Origin of the sequence: Streptomyces sp. NPDC048483 (assembly GCF_040651455.1) — a bacterium.
In the GTDB taxonomy this organism is placed as follows: Bacteria; Actinomycetota; Actinomycetes; order Streptomycetales; family Streptomycetaceae; genus Streptomyces.
Genome location: NZ_JBEZJZ010000078.1, coordinates 24,892 through 40,234, shown reverse-complemented (window position 1 = coordinate 40,234; position 15,343 = coordinate 24,892). Strand labels below are relative to the sequence as shown.

Here is a 15,343-nt window from a genome sequence, read left to right as displayed (position 1 = left end):
GACGGCTACGACATCCGCACCGCCTCCGTCGCCCGCGGCATCCCCTGCCTGACCACCGTCCAGGCACTCGCCGCCGCCGTACAAGGCATCGAGGCACTGCGCCGGTACGGCGAGGGAGGCTGCCCGATCCGTTCCCTGCAGGAGCACCACACGACCCTGTGGGCGAGGGCCCGGACGGCGGCGGGCCAGGCCTCCGCCTACGGCGAAGGCCTGGCGTCCGTGGCCGCGGCGGATGCGGGAGGGTCAGCCGAGGGCCTGGGCGAAGTCGGCGCAGAGGTCGTCGATGTGCTCGAGGCCGACGGCGATACGCACCGTGCCCTCGGTGATGCCGATGGCCCGCAGGCCCTCCGCGTCCATGGAGCGGTGCGAGGTGGCGGACGGCTGCTGGACGAGGGTCTTGTACCCGCCCAGTGAGACGGCGCGGTCGGCGAGGCGCAGCCGCCCGGTGAATTCGAGGGTCTCCTGGCGGCCGCCGGCGACGTCGATGGCGAAGACTCCGCCGTATCCGTTGGGCAGGAGGCGCCGGGCGAGGGCGTGGCCGGGGTGGTCCTCCAGGCCGGGCCAGTGGACCTTGTCCACTCCGGGGTGCCGCGAGAGGAAGCGGGCCAGTGCGTCGGCGTTGTCGTGGTGGCGCTGCATCCGCAGGCCGAGTGTGCCCAGTCCGCGCAGGGTCAGCCAGGCGGCGAACGGGTCGGCGATCGGGCCGGTCTCCAGCGAGCGCGACCATACGCTGCGGTGCAGATCGGCGTCGGCGAAGACGGCGATGCCGCCGAGGACATCGCAGTGTCCGGACAGGAACTTGGTCGAGGAGTGCACCACCACATCGCCGCCCATCGCGATCGGTTGGCAGCCGACCGGTGAGGCGAAGGTGTTGTCCACAATGGAGGTCAGACCGGCCTCCTTGCCCGCGGCGAAGAACGCCGGAAGGTCGGTGACCTGCGCCGTGGGGTTGGAGAGCGTCTCCAGGTACAGGACCTTCGTGGTGGGGCGGAGGGCTGCGGCGACCTCCGCCGGGTCCTGCGCGTCGATGTAGGTGGTTTCGATGCCGAAGCGCGCGGCGAGGTCCTTGAGCAGGGCGAACGTGCCCCCGTACAGATGCTTTTGGGCGATGACGTGGTCGCCGCTGCTCAGGAGGGTGTGCAGCACGGTGTGGATGGCGCCCATACCGCTCGCGGTGGCCAGCGCCGCGGCGCCGCCCTCCAGCGAGGTGACGGCGTTCTCCAGGGCGCGCACGGTGGGGTTGGAGTTACGGAGGTAGGCGAAGGACTCCGGCCGGTTGATGGCCTGCGCCAGGTCCTCCGTGTGGTCGTAGGCGAAATTGGCGGTCTGGTAGAGCGGGACGTTGAGCGGGCGTGCCCCGTCGAGGTCGGGTATCTCGACGTGGATGGCTCGGGTCTCGGGGTGGTGGGCGGCGGGCACGGGGGGTGTCCTCTCGGCGGGCAGGCGCATGGGGCGGAGTGGCTGCTGCGGGGTGTGGGTGCGGGTCATCTGCTGTTCGTGGGCTGCTGAGGGGAGTTCCTGGGTTGCTGACGCGAAGAGGAGGCGGTGGCCTGGCGTTTGTCGTGCAGGGCGATGAGTTCGTCGAGGTCGTACTCCGCCCGGCCTTGCGTACCGTAACGGGTCAGCCGTCCGCGGCTCGCCCATTTCCGTACGGTGGCCGGGGGCACATCGAGGGCCAGCGCGGCCAGTTGGGTCGGTACGGTGCGCCGGGGACGGTGGGAGGGCGGGGCCATCTCACGCCACCGCGTCGGTGTGCGAGGCCTGCGGGCGGCGTCCGGCACTCGTACCGGCGCGGGCGAGCAGCAGCCATTGGCGCGGCGGCCAGTCATGGCCCGCGTCGCACCGAACCTGGTGGCGTCCGGTGGTCCGGGAGCCGATCGGTTCGGAGTACAGGGTGCTGTGGCAGTCCGGGGCGGGGCACGGCCCCAGTGCCGTGCGCAGGACCGGCTCGGGGTGGGCGGCGCGGCGTGCGGCCGCCGTGATCTCCGTGATCTCGGTGGCGAAGTCCTGGGCGGTGGCGGGGCCGAGCAGCCAGTCCAGGTGGTCGGCGAGGAAGCGGACGAGGTCGTGGACGTCCCGCCGGGCGGGGCCGGCGGTGCCCAGCGCCTCGGCCACGGTGCCGGCCCACGATGCGAGCACACCCACGAGGTCGGCGCGGGCGTTGACGGCTTCTTCCCTGAGGGAGATCCCGACGGCACGCGATCCGCTGACCTTCTCGCGCGGACCGCTCCGGGTGCGTTGCAGCGCGTGCCCGCACTCCTCGTACAGCTCGATGAGTTCGAGCAGGTCGACCGTGGTGATCAGGTTCTGGCGGGTTCGCGTACGAACGGGTTTTCCGGCCATTCCACTCCCCATGTCCTCTCGTGTCCCTCCGGCTGTATGCCAAGGGCTCGTGGTCGTACCTCGCCCGCAACGGCCGCTGCGGGCGAACGGGAGGCAGCCTGTGGGGTGGCCGTAACACCGCTGTATCGCCGCCGTAGCAGGCACAGGTCCGGCGGTTCCCTCTCCTGGAAAAATAGCGAACGTTCTGTATTATTTTCCGGGTCCGTCGCGGCGGGGAACATGTGGGGGGTTACATGGCCGTGCACCACTCGAGCGAGCAACCGCCGTCGGCTGTCGCCGACTTCGCGCAGGACCTCTTCGCCCGGCTGCCGCGCGCCGACCAGCGCCGGTGGGCCAAGGCCTATCTGCACGGCCTGCTGACGGTGCCGGGCCGGAAGTCGCTGCAGCGCCTGGCGGCGGCGGTCTCCGAATCCCCCACTGCCTCCCAGTCGTTGCAGCAGTTCCTCAACGCCAGCCCCTGGGACTGGATGCCGGTACGGGAGGCACTGGCCGGCAAGGTCGCCGACGCGCTCCCGGTGCACGCCTGGACGGTCGGCCCGGCGGCCCTGCCCAAACGCGGCGCCCACTCCGTGGGCGTACACCGCCGCTTCCTGCCCGAGGCCGGACGCACCGTCAACTGCCAGGTGGGAGTAGGCCTGTTTCTTGCCACCGACGAAGTCAGCGTGCCCGTCGACTGGCGCATCCTGCTCAACGAGGACTGGTGCGGCGACCCCCGCCGGCTGCGCCGCGCCCGTGTACCGGAGACGCTCGTCAGCCGGCCCGCGTGGTCCGAGGTGCTCGCTCTCGTCGACGGACTCCCGGCGCGGCGGCCTGCTCCGCCCGCTCCGCTCATGATCGACGCGCGCGGCCTCGGCGGTGCGGCCGAACTGGCGGACGCCCTGGCCCGTAAAGGCACCGCCTTCCTCATCGAGATTCCGGCCGGCCAGGTCGTCGCCCCGCACTTCACGCCGACGCCCTTCCCCGGACACCTGCTCAGCGCCCAGGCCCTGGCCGGCCGCGGCCGGTCACCCTCGCACCGCGCCGTCCTGTCCTCCGCCCTCGTCCGTCTGCCCGCCGCAGGCTCCCGCACATCCGCCGGAAGTCACCTCTTCCGCCTGTGGACGGGGCACTCCTCCGCCGCGTCCCGCACCGCACGTCACTGGATCACCAACGACCTCGATGCGCGCGCCGAGCAGATCCGCCGTCTCCTGCCGTACGCCTCGCGGGCCCGCTCCTCGGTGAAGGCGCTGGAGGACGACTTCGGGCTGCACGACTTCGAGGGCCGGTCCTTCCCCGGCTGGCACCATCACATGACCATGGTGTCCGCCGCCTATGCCTACCGCTGCCTCGCGTCCGGGTTCCGGCGGACGGGCCGCGGCCCCCGCATTCCCCGGCACGATGTGGTCGTCCCCCTGCGAGAGGCCGGCGCCGCCGGACGACGGCATCCGGCCGTGCACCGGCCGAAGATAGCGGCCTGCTCCTAGGGCCACGGCGCGGCCCTGCTGCCACGGCGCGGCCGGCACAGGGCAACAGGCCCACCGGGCCGCAGCCCGCCTCACCATGCCAGAGCCGCACACGGATGGAGCGGATGACGCACAGGACAGTCTCTCCACGTACTTTCCGACGTGAGTCAGCAGCACTCGCACCACGTCCCTCAACCGCCCCGAGGAACCGAGGAACCGAGGAGCCCCACCAAGGTCCTCACCGAAGGAGGCCGTAGTGCGGCAGGAACGAGCCGAACAGACCCGCCGGGCGCTGATCGCCGCGGCCGGAGCCGAGTTCGACCGGCACGGCTATGCCGGCACCTCACTGGCCCGTATCAGCGCCACCGCCGGCGTCACCATGGGCGCGCTCACCTTCCACTTCCCCTCCAAGGCCGGCCTGGCCGACGCCGTACAGGCTGCCGGTGCGGCGACGACACGGGCCGCGCTGTGCCGTCTCGCCGCGCAGCCCGTACCGGCGCTGCAGTCAGTGATCGACCTGACCCATGCGCTCGCCCAACTGCTGGCCGAGACGGTCGGTGTCCGCGCGGCCTCCCGGCTGTCCCGGGAACGGCCGGGCACGTGCGTCACCTGGCGGTCCCTATGGCTTCCGGCGCTGCAGGATGCCCTGGCACGCGCCGATGCGGAGCACGGCCCGCACGCCGGCCTGAAGGATCTCGAGACGCTGGTGGTGTATCTGGTGTCCGGCGCCGAGGAGGTCATCAGAGCCGGTGGCCAGAGCGCGGGCGTACGCGACCAGCTCACCCGCATCTGGGCCGTGGCCCTCGCCGGCACGCCCGCGCCCGCGGCGCGCAGCGCCCTGACGCCCGCGGGCAGCGGCGCTTAGGACCGGTCCGATGGCCATGGCCGGCCGGGCACCGGCAAGGCACCGGCCGTGCATCCGGCCGCCCACCGGCAGGGCATCCGGGCTATACGGCGGTCCAGCCGCCGTCGACCGGCACGGCCGCCCCGGTGACGAAGGACGCCCGACGGCTGCACAACCAGGCGGCGGCCTGGGCCACTTCCCGCGGATCGGCCATCCGCTTCTGGATCGCCCGCGCGGTGAAGCTGGTCTCCAGCGCCGGTGTCTCCCGGAGGACCTCGTCCATCAGCTCGGTCCGGGTGCTGCCCACGATGAGCCCGTTGACGCGGATCCCGCGGTCCCCGTACTCGTCGGCCGCCGCCCGGGTGAGCCCCATGACCGCATGCTTGGCCGCGATGTAGGGCGCGGCCGCTCCGGTGGCCAACTGGCCTGCGACGCTCGAGGTGTTCACGATCGACCCGCCGGCACCCGAGGCGAGCATCGCCGGTATCTGATGACGCATGCAGTTCCACACGCCGTTCACGTTGACCCGCATGATCTGGTCGAAGACCGAGTCGTCCAGCTCGTGCAGCAGCGTTCCGGCCACCGCCCAGCCGGCATTGTTGAACGCACCGTCGAGCCGGCCGAAGGTCTCCACCGCCGTCGCCACCGCGCGCTCGGCGTGCCCCGGGTCGGTGACGTCACCGGCCGAGACGGCCGCGCGGCCGCCGGCGGCAACGATCTCCTTTTCCAGCGTACGGAGCCGGTCCTCGCGGCGCGCCATCAGGACGACGGACGCCCCTTCTTCGGCGAACAGCCGCGCCGCCGCCGCACCGATTCCACTGGAAGCCCCCGTGATCATCACGACGTGGCCGTCCAGCAGCAATGAGCTTGCCGTCATGTCCCCCACCTGTTCGTTCTCACATAACGGACTGAAGTGCCCGCCATGCGGACGCCATCATGCGAGCGACCCGCCCCGCAAGTCAATGGCCGAACGGACGCCCCGTCATACCTCATACACGCCAGCCGACCTGACGGGCCGACGGGCCGACGGGCCGACGGGCCGACGGGCCGACGGGCCAAGAGCCAAGAGCCAAGGACCAAGGACCAAGGACCAAGGGCCAAGGGCCAAGGGCCAAGGGCTAACGAGAGGTCACCCCCACACGCCCCCGCCCCACCTCCAGACTGATGCGGTCCACGGCGGCGGGGACGGCGATACCGGGCAGCAACATCCGCCACATCCGTACCACCCGCTCGGGCAGATCGCCGCGCCCACTCGTCAGCTGCGAGTGCAGCTGGCTTCCGGTGCACGCGCCGACCAGGAGCTCGGCCACCTCCGACGGATCCGCCGACGCCAGCAACTCCCCCTGCTCCCGCGCCGCCGCCAGGCAGTCCTCCATGATCTGCGCCCACTCGCGGAACGACGTGTCGTCCTGGAGCCCGAACGCCCCCTGTTCCACCGCGAGCCGCACTCCGGCCCGCAACAGGGGGTCGTCCTGGAGGCGCCAGGACCACACCAGGGTGAGGTCCACCAGACGCTGCATCCCCGTCGAGTCCAGATGCGACATGACCGTCTCCGGCTGGGCGTTCATCACCGCCAGCGCCAGGTCCTCCTTCGACTTGAAGTGGAAGTACATGGCTCCGGTGGTGGCGCCGGCCCGCTCCGCGATCTTGCTGATACTCGCTCCGGCGAAGCCGTACTCGTCCATCACCTCCGCGGCCGCATAGAGGATCGCCTCCCGCGTCCGCACCGCGCGATCCTGCTTCGGCTCTGCCATCCGCGTGCCTCCTGCACCACACACCGGCGCCTTCCGGCGCCGCCCCGACCAGGGCAACGGGCCCGACGGCAGCCGGTGTTGCCGCACACGAGACCATTCCCCTCTCGACAAACAAAAAGAACACTCTCTATTTTATTGCTTGCGGCCCCGCCGCGGGACCCACACGGTCCCCCTCGCCACCTTCCAGAGGAGAACAGAACCGTATGTCCACTCTGGCCTGCACAGCGGCACCCCAGTTGCCCACCCTGACCAGCACGGTGCCCCGGGAATACGTCCACCGGGCGTCCTTCACCGAAGTACTCCCCACCGGCTGGGACCGGACAGCACCCGACGCATTCACCGTCACCGCCCAATGGCCCCGCCGGCACTCCTTCTACACGGAACACAACGGGCTACACGATCCCATGCTCCTCTGGGAGACCATCCGCCAGTCCCTGCCACTGCTGTCCCACGCAGCCTACGCCCTGCCGTTCGGCCACAAACTGAGCTGGGAACGCTTCCGCTGCACCGTCCACCCGGAGGCCCTGGGCATCGGCCTGAGACCCGCCGACCTCGAACTGCACGTCACCGGCTCGGACATCAAACGCCTACGCGGTCAACTGGCCGCCATATCCCTGCACTTCATGGTCACCCGGGACGGCGCTCCGCTCGCCACCGCCGACACCCGCTTCGTCTGCCACTCCCCCGCCGTCTACGAGCGCCTGCGCGCCGGCCGCGCCGAGATCGCCCACGCCCTCGCCACCGCGCTGCCCACGCCGCCCCCCGAGTCCCCGCGCCTGGTGGGCCGCACGCTCCCCCATGACGTCGTGCTCTCGCCCACCTCGACACCCCGGCAGTGGCAGCTGCGCACCGACACCTCCCACCCCATACTCTTCGACCACCCCGTCGACCACGCCCCGGGCATCCTCCTCCTCGAAGCCGCCCGCCAGGCCGCCCTCGCCACCTCCCCCACCGGCCACACCCTCCCCGTCGGACTGGACGTCACCTTCTCCCGGTTCGTCGAGTACGACGCCCCCTGCTGGATCACCGCCACCCTCCTGGAACCGGACTCCCAGGGCCGCCCCCGCACCGAGGTCACCGCAACCCAGCACGACCGCATGGCATACGCCGCGACCGTGACCACAGAGGCCCCCAGCGTCGACTGACGCACCGCAGGGGCCAGATGCCGGTGCAGCGCCGCCGTCTCCCACGCTCGTCAGCAGGACCGGGATTCGCCAGGCCTGCCGTGCCGTGCCGTTCACCTTCCGTGGGTGGTTGCCGCCACAAGGACGACGAGCGCCACACCGGCACGCGCCACACCACCACGCACGATCACTCCGATGACAGGCCCTGGGCTTCCCGGGCTGCGGAGGTGAGTGACATGTCCGAGTAGCGGTCGCCCGCCACCTGGCCGGCGAGCGGCTCCAGCAGCGCCAGTTCTTCGGCGGTCAGCGTGATCCGGGTGGCCGCGGCGTTTTCGAGGAGGCGGCTGCGCTTACGGGTTCCGGGGATGGGCACGACGGTCAGGCCGTGCGCCTGGGCCCGGTGCTGCACCCAGGCGAGGGCGATCTGCGCCGTGGTGGCGCCATGGTCGGCTGCGATCTTGTGCAGGGGAGCCAGGAGAGCGGCGTTCGCCTTGGCGTTGTCGCCGGTGAAGCGCGGCAGCAACTGCCGGAAGTCGCTGCTGGAGAGGTCCTTGTTCGCGTCGGTGAAGGCACCGGTCAAAAAGCCCCGGCCGAGCGGCGAGTACGGCACGAAGGCGACTTTGAGCTCGGCGGCCGCGCCCACCGCGCTGCGCTCGACGTCCCGGCTGAAGACCGACCACTCCGTCTGCAGGGCAGCGATCGGGTGCACGGCATACGCTTCACGCAGTTCGGCACCGGTGACCTCGCTCAGGCCGAGGTGCCTGACCTTGCCCTCCCGCACCAGTTCGGCCATGGCGCCGACCGACTCGGCGAGCGGGACGGCGGGGTCGCGGCGGTGCATGTAGTAGAGGTCGATGACCTCGACGTTCAGGCGGCGCAGACTCGCCTCGACGGCCCTTTTGACGTAGGCGGGGTCGTTGCGGATGGCCCGGTAGCCCGGGTCGTCGGCGCGGTACTCGATGCCGAACTTGGTGGCCAGAGTGATCTCGTCGCGGTGCGCGGCGACAAACGGCGCGAGGAACTCCTCGTTGGCGCCAACGCCGTACATGTCGGCGGTGTCGAGGAGGGTGACGCCCGCCTCGACGGTGGCCTCCAGGGTGTCGCGGGCCGCCGCGTCGTCCGTGTGGCCGTAGGCGGCGCTGATGCCCATGGCGCCGAAGCCCTGGACGCCGACGAGGGGGCCGCCGGTGCCCAGCTCGACCTTGCTGATCTGCTCGATGGTGTTGTTCATGATGGCGCTCAGGCCCTTTCCGACGCCCGGCGGGCGCCCGCAAAAAAGTCGATCTTGGCGTCGAGTACGGTGAGGGTGTCCTGCAGCTCCGCCATCCGCGCGACGACCTCGCGCCGGGTCTGCTCCAGGATCTCCCGCCGTTCGTCGAAGGTGGCCTCGCCCCGGCGGACCAGCTCCGCGAAGCGGACCATGTCGGCGATCGGCATCCCGGTCAGCCGCAGCTTGCCCACGAAGGCGAGCCAGTCCAGGTCCCTGTTGTCGAAGACGCGCTGGCCGGTGTGCGACCGCGCCACGTCCGGCATCAGACCGATCTGCTCGTACCAGCGCAGGGTGGGCGCGCTGAGCCCGGTGTACGCCACGACCTCCCTGATCGTGTAGCGGTCCTGGCCGTCGGGTCGCGGATGGGTCGTCCCCGCGGACACACAGACGTCCACGGGCAGGGACTTCACGGGGGTGCTGTCGATCACCGTCATGCCGGCCACGCTAGAACGTTCAAGTGCACTTGAAGCAAGTGCACTCCGCCCGGAAGTAACCGTCCCGTGGCTGCCGCAGCACCCATACGGGCCCCATCCGGCCAGGTCGGAGCGTTTCACGGTCTCGCGTGAGCGTCCGCACCCCACCGGCGTGGACTCCACCTGCTGGGGCGGGTAAGGGAACATCTGCCGCGGGTGGCGGAGACGTGCCGCAGCCATCGGGCCTCGGAGGTGGCCACCTCGGGGCGAACTACGGCGCGTCCTTCAACGGGTCGACGCGTGATGCCGGCCGGTGCCGCCGGCAGCTTCTCAGCGACTGCGGGTGGCCCACACCTCGACGAAGTCGCCCCGGTCAACCCCGTCGATCGTGAACCCGGCGTCGGCGACGGTGGCGGCAAACGTCTCTGCGTCCCAGACGGTGTACCAGCGTCGGCCGTCGGGCTCGTCGGGCCAACCGGTGTCACCGGTGGCCTTGAGGCACACATACAGTGCGCCGCCGGGACGAAGAAGTTGGGCGAACTGGCCGAGGACGTCCACGGTCTCCGACTCAAGGAGATGCACGAGCGAGGCGGAGGCCCAGATCCCATCGGACGTCCCGGCGGGGTAACGACGCCCGATGTCACGGAGATCGCCCTCGGAGGTGGGGGCATGGGCGTTGGCCATCGCGACGAATGCCGGGTTCAGATCGATGCCGCGGGCGACGTGCCCGTGGGCGGTGAACCGGGCGAGGTCACGCCCGGGGCCGCAGCCGGCGTCGAGGATCAGCGCTGCCCGAACCCTGCGTGACGCGCAGCCTGCGATCAATCATCGACCCCCAAGTGTCACACCTGTTCTTAAAGCCCCCAAGCCCCCAAGCCTCCAAGCCCCCGGTTATGCAGACGCGGGGCGGGGGGCGGGGGCTTCACGACCGGCAGATCGGGCGCCTTCTTCTTCGGCTTCTTGGTGGGAGTCGGCTTGGCCGGGCTCTTGGCACCCGAGAGCCACTTGCGCGCCGGTCGACATGCCGGGCTTTGGTGGCTGGCACTGCGGGTAGTGCTGGCAGCCGCTGTTCATCGGGGTCTCCACCCGGTAAGTGCCGTGCCAGCGTGGCCCCTTACACAATGTGTTGCACTGCCTGGGTCATCGGCCCGTATTCCGGCGCCGGTCAGCCCTTCCAGCGGCATACGCAGTGATACTCGCCCCAGACGCGATGTGATGTGATGCGATGCGGAACTGGCAGCCCTGCGCACCGGCCCGTGACCCATCCCTTCGCGCTGCTCGATTCCGGCCCGGGAAACGGAACTTTGCTGACGTGCTGACGTGCTGACGTGCTGGCGCGTGGCAAGCAGCGTTGACGTCCGAGGTGTACTCGGGTCTCCTGCTGCAATGTCTGACCTTCGTATCCAGCAGCCGGACGGCGATTCGGCGCTCAAAGACTGGCAGTACGTGCACAACGTGATCATCCCGACCCAGCGCCTGTCCCTGGACGAGGTACGGGAACGCACCCAGCGCCACCACCTGGAGGTCGCCTATCTCGGTGATGAGCTCATGGGCTGCAGCACGGTTCGCCCGCCAACGGACGAGACGCTGACGGCCACAGTCATCGCCCGCGTGCTCGCCGCTCACCGCGGACAGGGATTCGGCGAGGAACTCTATGCGCGGGGGCTCAACCGGGCGCGGGAGCTGGGTGCCCAGGTGATCGAGACCGTCGTCCTGTCCTCCAACGAGGACGGACTGCGGTTCGCACAGAGGCACGGGTTCGTCGAGACCGAGCGATACCTGCTGCCGGGAGACACCATCCCCTGGATCGACTTGCGGCTCGCATGACCGATGCAGGCCTGCAGCTCATTGCTCCGGACATGGCGAAAGTCGAGCAACTCGTGCCGGACGGATTGCGGAAGCTGTTCGCTGTCCGACTTCAGGAGTTCGCTGGGTGCGCCGGTGAAGACGATCTCGCCACCGTGCTTTCCGCCGACGGGGCGCCCGAGATCCATACGTCCAGGCCCTCCACGGTGTGGAAGCGCCCGGATTCGTGCGCGATGTTGCCGGTGGCGCCGGCGACAAGAGTGGGCATGGAAATCTCCTTCCCTCCTGAACCCGACGCTATGAACATGCGCGGTCAACGTTGTCCGCGTTCGGCGGCAAACTTTTCGGCACTGGTCGGGTACGGAACTGCCGTACCGCCTCGGCGTGAGCCCGCGCACCGTGCGCCGTGATGCCGAGAAGCTGCGGATGCTCGGGGGCCGCATCAACGCGATCGGTGGTGTCGGAGGCGGCTGCCAACTGGACGCCGGTGACCTTGAGTTCTCGCGATACCACGTCACTTCCCTCCGCTGCCGGGCATCCCGGTGCTCCGGGCTGTGCGGGGGGCCGCGAACCTGGCTACAGGTCCGCTGCACGCGGCCGGCCGCCGCGGCCCGGTGGGCGGACCCTCGGCCTGAGCTCCAGCGCTACTGCCGGACGCGGTGGAGGAGATCCTGCGCTACGCGCATCCCCACCAGGTGGCCATCCGACGATTCCCCACCGAGGAAGTCGTCATCGGCGGCACCAGGATCCCTGTCGGCGACACCGTAATGCTGTGCATCGCCGCCGCCCACCGCGACCCGCAGCGCTACCCCGAGCCGGATCGCTTCGACATCCGCCGCACGGACAAGGCCCACCTGGCCCTGGGACACGGAGTCCACTATTGCCTCGGAGCACCTCTCACCCGGCTGGAGATCCACACCGCACTGGGCACCCTGCTGCGACGCTTCCCGCAGCTCGCCCTTGCCGTACCGGCGGACCAGCTCCGCTGGCGGCCGAGCTTCCGCAGTCACGCGCTCAAGGAACTGCCGGTCACAGCTGGCTAGTGTCCTGAGCCGGGAGGCGTCCTGGGCGGGGGCACGCACACAGTCGCGAGTACGGGGAACGTACGGGCGTCATCGCGGGCTCACCTTCCAAGCGCGGCGGCCCAGGGCGCCCCCTCGAGCTCTGCGGCGCTGTGAGTAGCCCGAGACCGGGGGCAGTTGAGGGTGAGGAGCCTGCCCTCGCGGCGGCAGAACAGTCGCCCCGGATCCACCGGCGCCGACTGCGTCGAGTCAGCCGCCCAGCGAGGTGAGGGCCTGCTACGGAACTGCCGGTTCGGCCTGCCTTATTTCCCGGTACTCCCTCACCAGGGGGGACACCCAGAGCGCGAGAGGGCACAGCACGAGGAGGCAGCTGAACATCAGAATCGAGGACCGCAGCCCCAGCCAGGTCCCCAGTCCCCCGCCCAGAGCACCGGCGAAGGGGCGCAGGCCCCACTGGATCCACTTGGCTTTGCGTTGAGCCTGCCGAGCATGTCAGGTGCGCAGGACGCTATCCGGTAGGTGCGTTGGGCGATGTCGTAGAGGATCGCCGAGGCGAGCGTCAGCGTGAAGCCCATGGTGACCAGGATCTGGCCGGCCTGGCCCTTGGAGACGAGTCCCGCGACCACTTGGCCGGGAGCGACCAGGAACTGCCCGAAGAGGAGAACCCGGACCAGGCCAAAGCGACTGATCAACGGTTTCGCCAGGAGACTGCCGACTACACCACCCACCGCACTGATTCCCATGACGAGTCCGACCGTCTTGACCGTCCAGTCGAGTTCCCGGACCGCGTAGACAAGCCAGAGAGAATTGATCGCGGTCAGGAGGAAGTTCCCCACGCCGTTGGCGAAGGTGATGCACGACATGGTGCGGTTCGAAACGATGAGCCTTATTCCGTCGAGCATCTCCAGGAAAAAGCTGCTCTGCGCGGCTGTCTGGATTTCACGTCGCGGCTCTGGATGCCGGATGAACAGCAGACTCAGCGCGCTGGCGAGGTACGAAACTCCATCGACGGCAACGGCCCGGGCTGCACCGCTGATCCCTACCAGGAAACCAGCCAGGCTCGGCCCCAGGACACCTGCGGTCGCGGATGCGCTGCTCACTTTGCCATTGGCGTCGACAAGTTGTTCAGCGGGTACCAACATCGCTGGGAAACTCAGGTAGGCACTGCTGAAGAAGACAGCCAAGGTACCCGAGAGAAACGCCACCAAGTACAGGTGTCCGAGGGTGAGAAGACCCAGAGCGGCTGCTACGGGAACCGAGCACAGCGTCAGAAACCTGCCGAGATCACTCCACAGCATCACCTGTCGTTTCCGGGAGCGATCGACCATCACACCGGCCGGCAAGGAGACAAAGAGCCAGGGCAGAGTGCTGAATGTCGTCAGCAGTCCGACCTCGAACGTGGAGGCGTTGAGCTTCTGCAGAGCTATCAACGGCAAGGCCCACAGAGACCTGTGAGCCGATGAGGCTGACGGATTGTCCGCCCCAGAACAACGCAAAATCTCGGTTGCGCCATAGCGACGGGGCTTTCGTATCGGCGGGCATCAGTTCCTGTTACTCTGCGAGCGAATTTTTAACATAGGACTCTGACGAAGCCCCTCTCGTGTAGTCCCGAACTTTTCGGTTGCGGTCAGCGCCCGTAGCGACGTTGCCGCCGCGTGTATGCCCTCGGAGCCCGAAGGAAGTCGATCCTGCGGAAGTCCGGCCAGTGGCACTCACAGAAGTAGACTTCAGCGTATGCCGATTGCCAGAGCATGAAACCGGACAGCCGCTGTTCGCCGCTCGTGCGGATGATCAGGTCGGCGTTCGGCTGGGTCGCCGTATACGTGTGGCGGGAGATCAGGTCTGCATCGATGGCCTCCGCCAGTTCCTCCAGAGGCGCACCGGAGTCCAGATGTTCCTCCATCACGGAGCGGACGGCATCGGCAATCTCGCGCTGGCCTCCGGCCGGGTCCGGCTCGTCCTCCGCGGCGATCACCAGCAGCGCCCGCAACTGCGTGACGATGTCGTGCAGCGCGACCGCCTGAAGCTCCCCGCGCCGCCCGAGCACGGCGTCGTACGTACCGAGCGCCGCCTCGGCGGCCTCACCGGCCCGGGTGAGCTGGTAGATGAACCGCCTGCGGTAGAAGTCCTCGACCGCTGTGACCCGCACGTGGTCCGGATCGGCCCGCAGGTTCCCCCACTCCACGAGCTTGTCCAGCGCCTGCGTCACCGCCTCGACGTCGACGGGCCGGCTTTGCGCGTCCAGGGCCGCGTGCACGTCCTCCGGCCGCAGATGCACCGCGAACCGCTGCTTGGCCGCGAGGAACGTCCGCATCACCTGGCGGTAGAGGGGGGCGTGGGGGGCGGTGAGGTGGGCGAACGGGGTGTAGTTGCTGGAGGTCATCTCGGCACATTCTTCCACCGCGTTCACGAGCTCACGTGGGAGTTGCGAACACGCACTCCGCCCAGACCGTCTTGCCTGGACCTCCGGGCCGGAGGTGCCAGCCTCAGCGGGTGGCGAACGCCCCGACGCGATGCGGCCCTCGGCTGCCGGTGTCCTCGGCGCCGAGGAATCCCCTCGTGCAGACCGGTGGCGTAAGACGCGGCGGGTACGGGCGGCCCTGGACCGCGAGGAGTTCGCCGGCGGATCGGATACTCGGCGCCACGGTCGCGCCGCACGAGCAGGGGCGGCAAGTCCCGTCGCCCAGGACCATCGAGCGGGCGGACGAGGTCGTGGACGTGGGCGGGCTGCTGACGGTGTGGAAGAAGAAGGTGGAGCAGCTCAGTATCCGGTGTTCTTCCAGGGGATGGCAGCCATCGAGTTGCTCTCGTACGACACACTGGTAGTCAAGGCCCCGCTCCAGACCGAGGAGTACATGAGGGCGGAACTGGCGATGCGGCGGCCGCCTCTGGACCAGGAGACGACCGAGCAGCAGGTGGCAGCACGAGTTGCTCGTCAGAACATCTTCGACCGGCAGCCCTCACCACTTCTGAGCTTCGTGATGGACGAGTCGGTGTTGCGGCGTCGGCTTGATGGAAAGGGCGTACTTCGAGGGTAGTTGAAGAATCTGCTGCTCGTTGGCCAGAAGCGGAACGTCGAAATCCAGGTCTTGCCGCTCGACTGTGAGGAAAGCGCGGGTGTGGACGGGCCGTTCACCGTCGTCACGCCTGACGACGGCAAGAAGTTCGCGTACTCCGAGGCGCAGGGATCCAGCCACTCTTCAGACCGACCCGCAGCAGGCAGCACTCGCCGCCGCCCGTTATGGGATCACCCGATCACAGGCTCTCACTCCATGAGAGTTCCTGGAGTTCATCGAGAGGTTGCTGGGAGGGCTCGTCAGGAAGG

The 15,343-nt window shown here is 69.3% G+C and carries 16 protein-coding genes and 3 pseudogenes; 7 read left to right on the top strand and 12 right to left on the bottom strand.

Features of this window, described 5'->3' with window-relative positions; genetic code table 11:
- Window positions 1-243: 243 nt before the first annotated feature.
- The 3 genes from AB0D04_RS30340 to AB0D04_RS30330 are packed head-to-tail and all read right to left on the bottom strand — an operon-like array spanning window position 244 to window position 2,343.
- The gene (locus tag AB0D04_RS30340; protein WP_362709681.1) at window positions 244-1,488 is read right to left on the bottom strand and encodes an aminotransferase class I/II-fold pyridoxal phosphate-dependent enzyme; all 1,245 of its coding nucleotides are present in this window, start codon (window positions 1,486-1,488) and stop codon (window positions 244-246) included.
- Window positions 1,485-1,733: a MerR family transcriptional regulator gene (locus tag AB0D04_RS30335; RefSeq protein WP_362709679.1), complete on the bottom strand. Its 249-nt coding sequence runs from the start codon at window positions 1,731-1,733 to the stop codon at window positions 1,485-1,487. Before AB0D04_RS30335 ends, AB0D04_RS30340 begins: the two co-directional genes overlap by 4 nt.
- 1 nt (window position 1,734) lies before the next feature.
- Window positions 1,735-2,343, bottom strand: a complete 609-nt coding sequence (locus tag AB0D04_RS30330; RefSeq protein WP_362709677.1) for an OvmZ protein — start codon at window positions 2,341-2,343, stop codon at window positions 1,735-1,737.
- A gap of 233 nt (window positions 2,344-2,576) precedes the next feature.
- Here AB0D04_RS30330 and AB0D04_RS30325 point away from each other — a divergent pair, with 233 nt between their 5' ends.
- Window positions 2,577-3,806, top strand: coding sequence for a transposase (locus AB0D04_RS30325; RefSeq protein WP_362709675.1), 1,230 nt, complete (start codon window positions 2,577-2,579; stop codon window positions 3,804-3,806).
- 235 nt (window positions 3,807-4,041) lie between these two features.
- Window positions 4,042-4,650 (top strand): TetR family transcriptional regulator, encoded by a 609-nt coding sequence (locus AB0D04_RS30320; RefSeq protein WP_362709673.1) that lies wholly within the window; start codon window positions 4,042-4,044, stop codon window positions 4,648-4,650.
- 82 nt (window positions 4,651-4,732) lie between these two features.
- Here AB0D04_RS30320 and AB0D04_RS30315 read toward each other — a convergent pair whose 3' ends face one another.
- Together AB0D04_RS30315 and AB0D04_RS30310 are read right to left on the bottom strand one after the other, a co-directional pair.
- On the bottom strand, window positions 4,733-5,506 hold the full coding sequence (locus AB0D04_RS30315) for an SDR family oxidoreductase (protein ID WP_362709671.1): 774 nt from the start codon (window positions 5,504-5,506) through the stop codon (window positions 4,733-4,735).
- 241 nt (window positions 5,507-5,747) lie between these two features.
- Window positions 5,748-6,383 (bottom strand): ScbR family autoregulator-binding transcription factor, encoded by a 636-nt coding sequence (locus AB0D04_RS30310; protein WP_362709668.1) that lies wholly within the window; start codon window positions 6,381-6,383, stop codon window positions 5,748-5,750.
- 203 nt (window positions 6,384-6,586) lie between these two features.
- Here AB0D04_RS30310 and AB0D04_RS30305 point away from each other — a divergent pair, with 203 nt between their 5' ends.
- Complete coding sequence (locus AB0D04_RS30305; protein ID WP_362709666.1) at window positions 6,587-7,528, top strand: ScbA/BarX family gamma-butyrolactone biosynthesis protein; 942 nt, start codon at window positions 6,587-6,589, stop codon at window positions 7,526-7,528.
- A gap of 166 nt (window positions 7,529-7,694) precedes the next feature.
- Here the strand turns inward: AB0D04_RS30305 and AB0D04_RS30300 are convergent, their stop codons facing one another.
- From AB0D04_RS30300 to AB0D04_RS30285, 4 genes and pseudogenes are all read right to left on the bottom strand, one after another.
- Window positions 7,695-8,738, bottom strand: a complete 1,044-nt coding sequence (locus tag AB0D04_RS30300) for an aldo/keto reductase (protein WP_362709664.1) — start codon at window positions 8,736-8,738, stop codon at window positions 7,695-7,697.
- Window positions 8,739-8,746: 8 nt separating this feature from the next.
- Window positions 8,747-9,211: a MerR family transcriptional regulator gene (locus tag AB0D04_RS30295; protein ID WP_362709685.1), complete on the bottom strand. Its 465-nt coding sequence runs from the start codon at window positions 9,209-9,211 to the stop codon at window positions 8,747-8,749.
- A gap of 66 nt (window positions 9,212-9,277) precedes the next feature.
- Window positions 9,278-9,373: pseudogene (locus AB0D04_RS30290) on the bottom strand (IS982 family transposase); the annotation flags it as partial.
- 147 nt (window positions 9,374-9,520) lie between these two features.
- Window positions 9,521-10,015, bottom strand: a complete 495-nt coding sequence (locus AB0D04_RS30285) for a class I SAM-dependent methyltransferase (RefSeq protein ID WP_362709662.1) — start codon at window positions 10,013-10,015, stop codon at window positions 9,521-9,523.
- Between the two features lie 561 nt (window positions 10,016-10,576).
- Here AB0D04_RS30285 and AB0D04_RS30280 point away from each other — a divergent pair.
- Window positions 10,577-11,017: a GNAT family N-acetyltransferase gene (locus AB0D04_RS30280; RefSeq protein ID WP_362709660.1), complete on the top strand. Its 441-nt coding sequence runs from the start codon at window positions 10,577-10,579 to the stop codon at window positions 11,015-11,017.
- A 91-nt stretch (window positions 11,018-11,108) separates the two neighbouring features.
- Here AB0D04_RS30280 and AB0D04_RS30275 read toward each other — a convergent pair whose 3' ends face one another.
- Window positions 11,109-11,264 carry a hypothetical protein gene (locus AB0D04_RS30275; RefSeq protein ID WP_362709658.1) on the bottom strand — a complete coding sequence of 52 codons (156 nt, stop codon included), beginning with the start codon at window positions 11,262-11,264 and terminating at the stop codon, window positions 11,109-11,111.
- 77 nt (window positions 11,265-11,341) lie between these two features.
- Between AB0D04_RS30275 and AB0D04_RS30270 the strand changes: the two are divergent.
- Both AB0D04_RS30270 and AB0D04_RS30265 read left to right on the top strand, forming a co-directional pair.
- Window positions 11,342-11,485 (top strand): annotated as a pseudogene (locus tag AB0D04_RS30270) (helix-turn-helix domain-containing protein); the annotation flags it as partial.
- Between the two features lie 158 nt (window positions 11,486-11,643).
- Entirely contained in the window at window positions 11,644-12,039 is a 396-nt protein-coding gene (locus AB0D04_RS30265) for a cytochrome P450 (RefSeq protein ID WP_362709683.1), read from the top strand.
- 356 nt (window positions 12,040-12,395) lie between these two features.
- On the opposite strand, the gene AB0D04_RS30260 is transcribed toward AB0D04_RS30265, so the two are convergent.
- Together AB0D04_RS30260 and AB0D04_RS30255 are read right to left on the bottom strand one after the other, a co-directional pair.
- On the bottom strand, window positions 12,396-13,448 hold the full coding sequence (locus AB0D04_RS30260; protein ID WP_362709657.1) for an MFS transporter: 1,053 nt from the start codon (window positions 13,446-13,448) through the stop codon (window positions 12,396-12,398).
- Window positions 13,449-13,645: 197 nt separating this feature from the next.
- Window positions 13,646-14,401 (bottom strand): DUF2397 family protein, encoded by a 756-nt coding sequence (locus tag AB0D04_RS30255; protein ID WP_362709654.1) that lies wholly within the window; start codon window positions 14,399-14,401, stop codon window positions 13,646-13,648.
- 193 nt (window positions 14,402-14,594) lie between these two features.
- On the opposite strand from AB0D04_RS30255, the pseudogene AB0D04_RS30250 reads away from it, so the two are divergent.
- Window positions 14,595-15,294, top strand: a pseudogene (locus AB0D04_RS30250) (helix-turn-helix transcriptional regulator); the annotation flags it as partial.
- Window positions 15,295-15,343 lie beyond the last annotated feature (49 nt).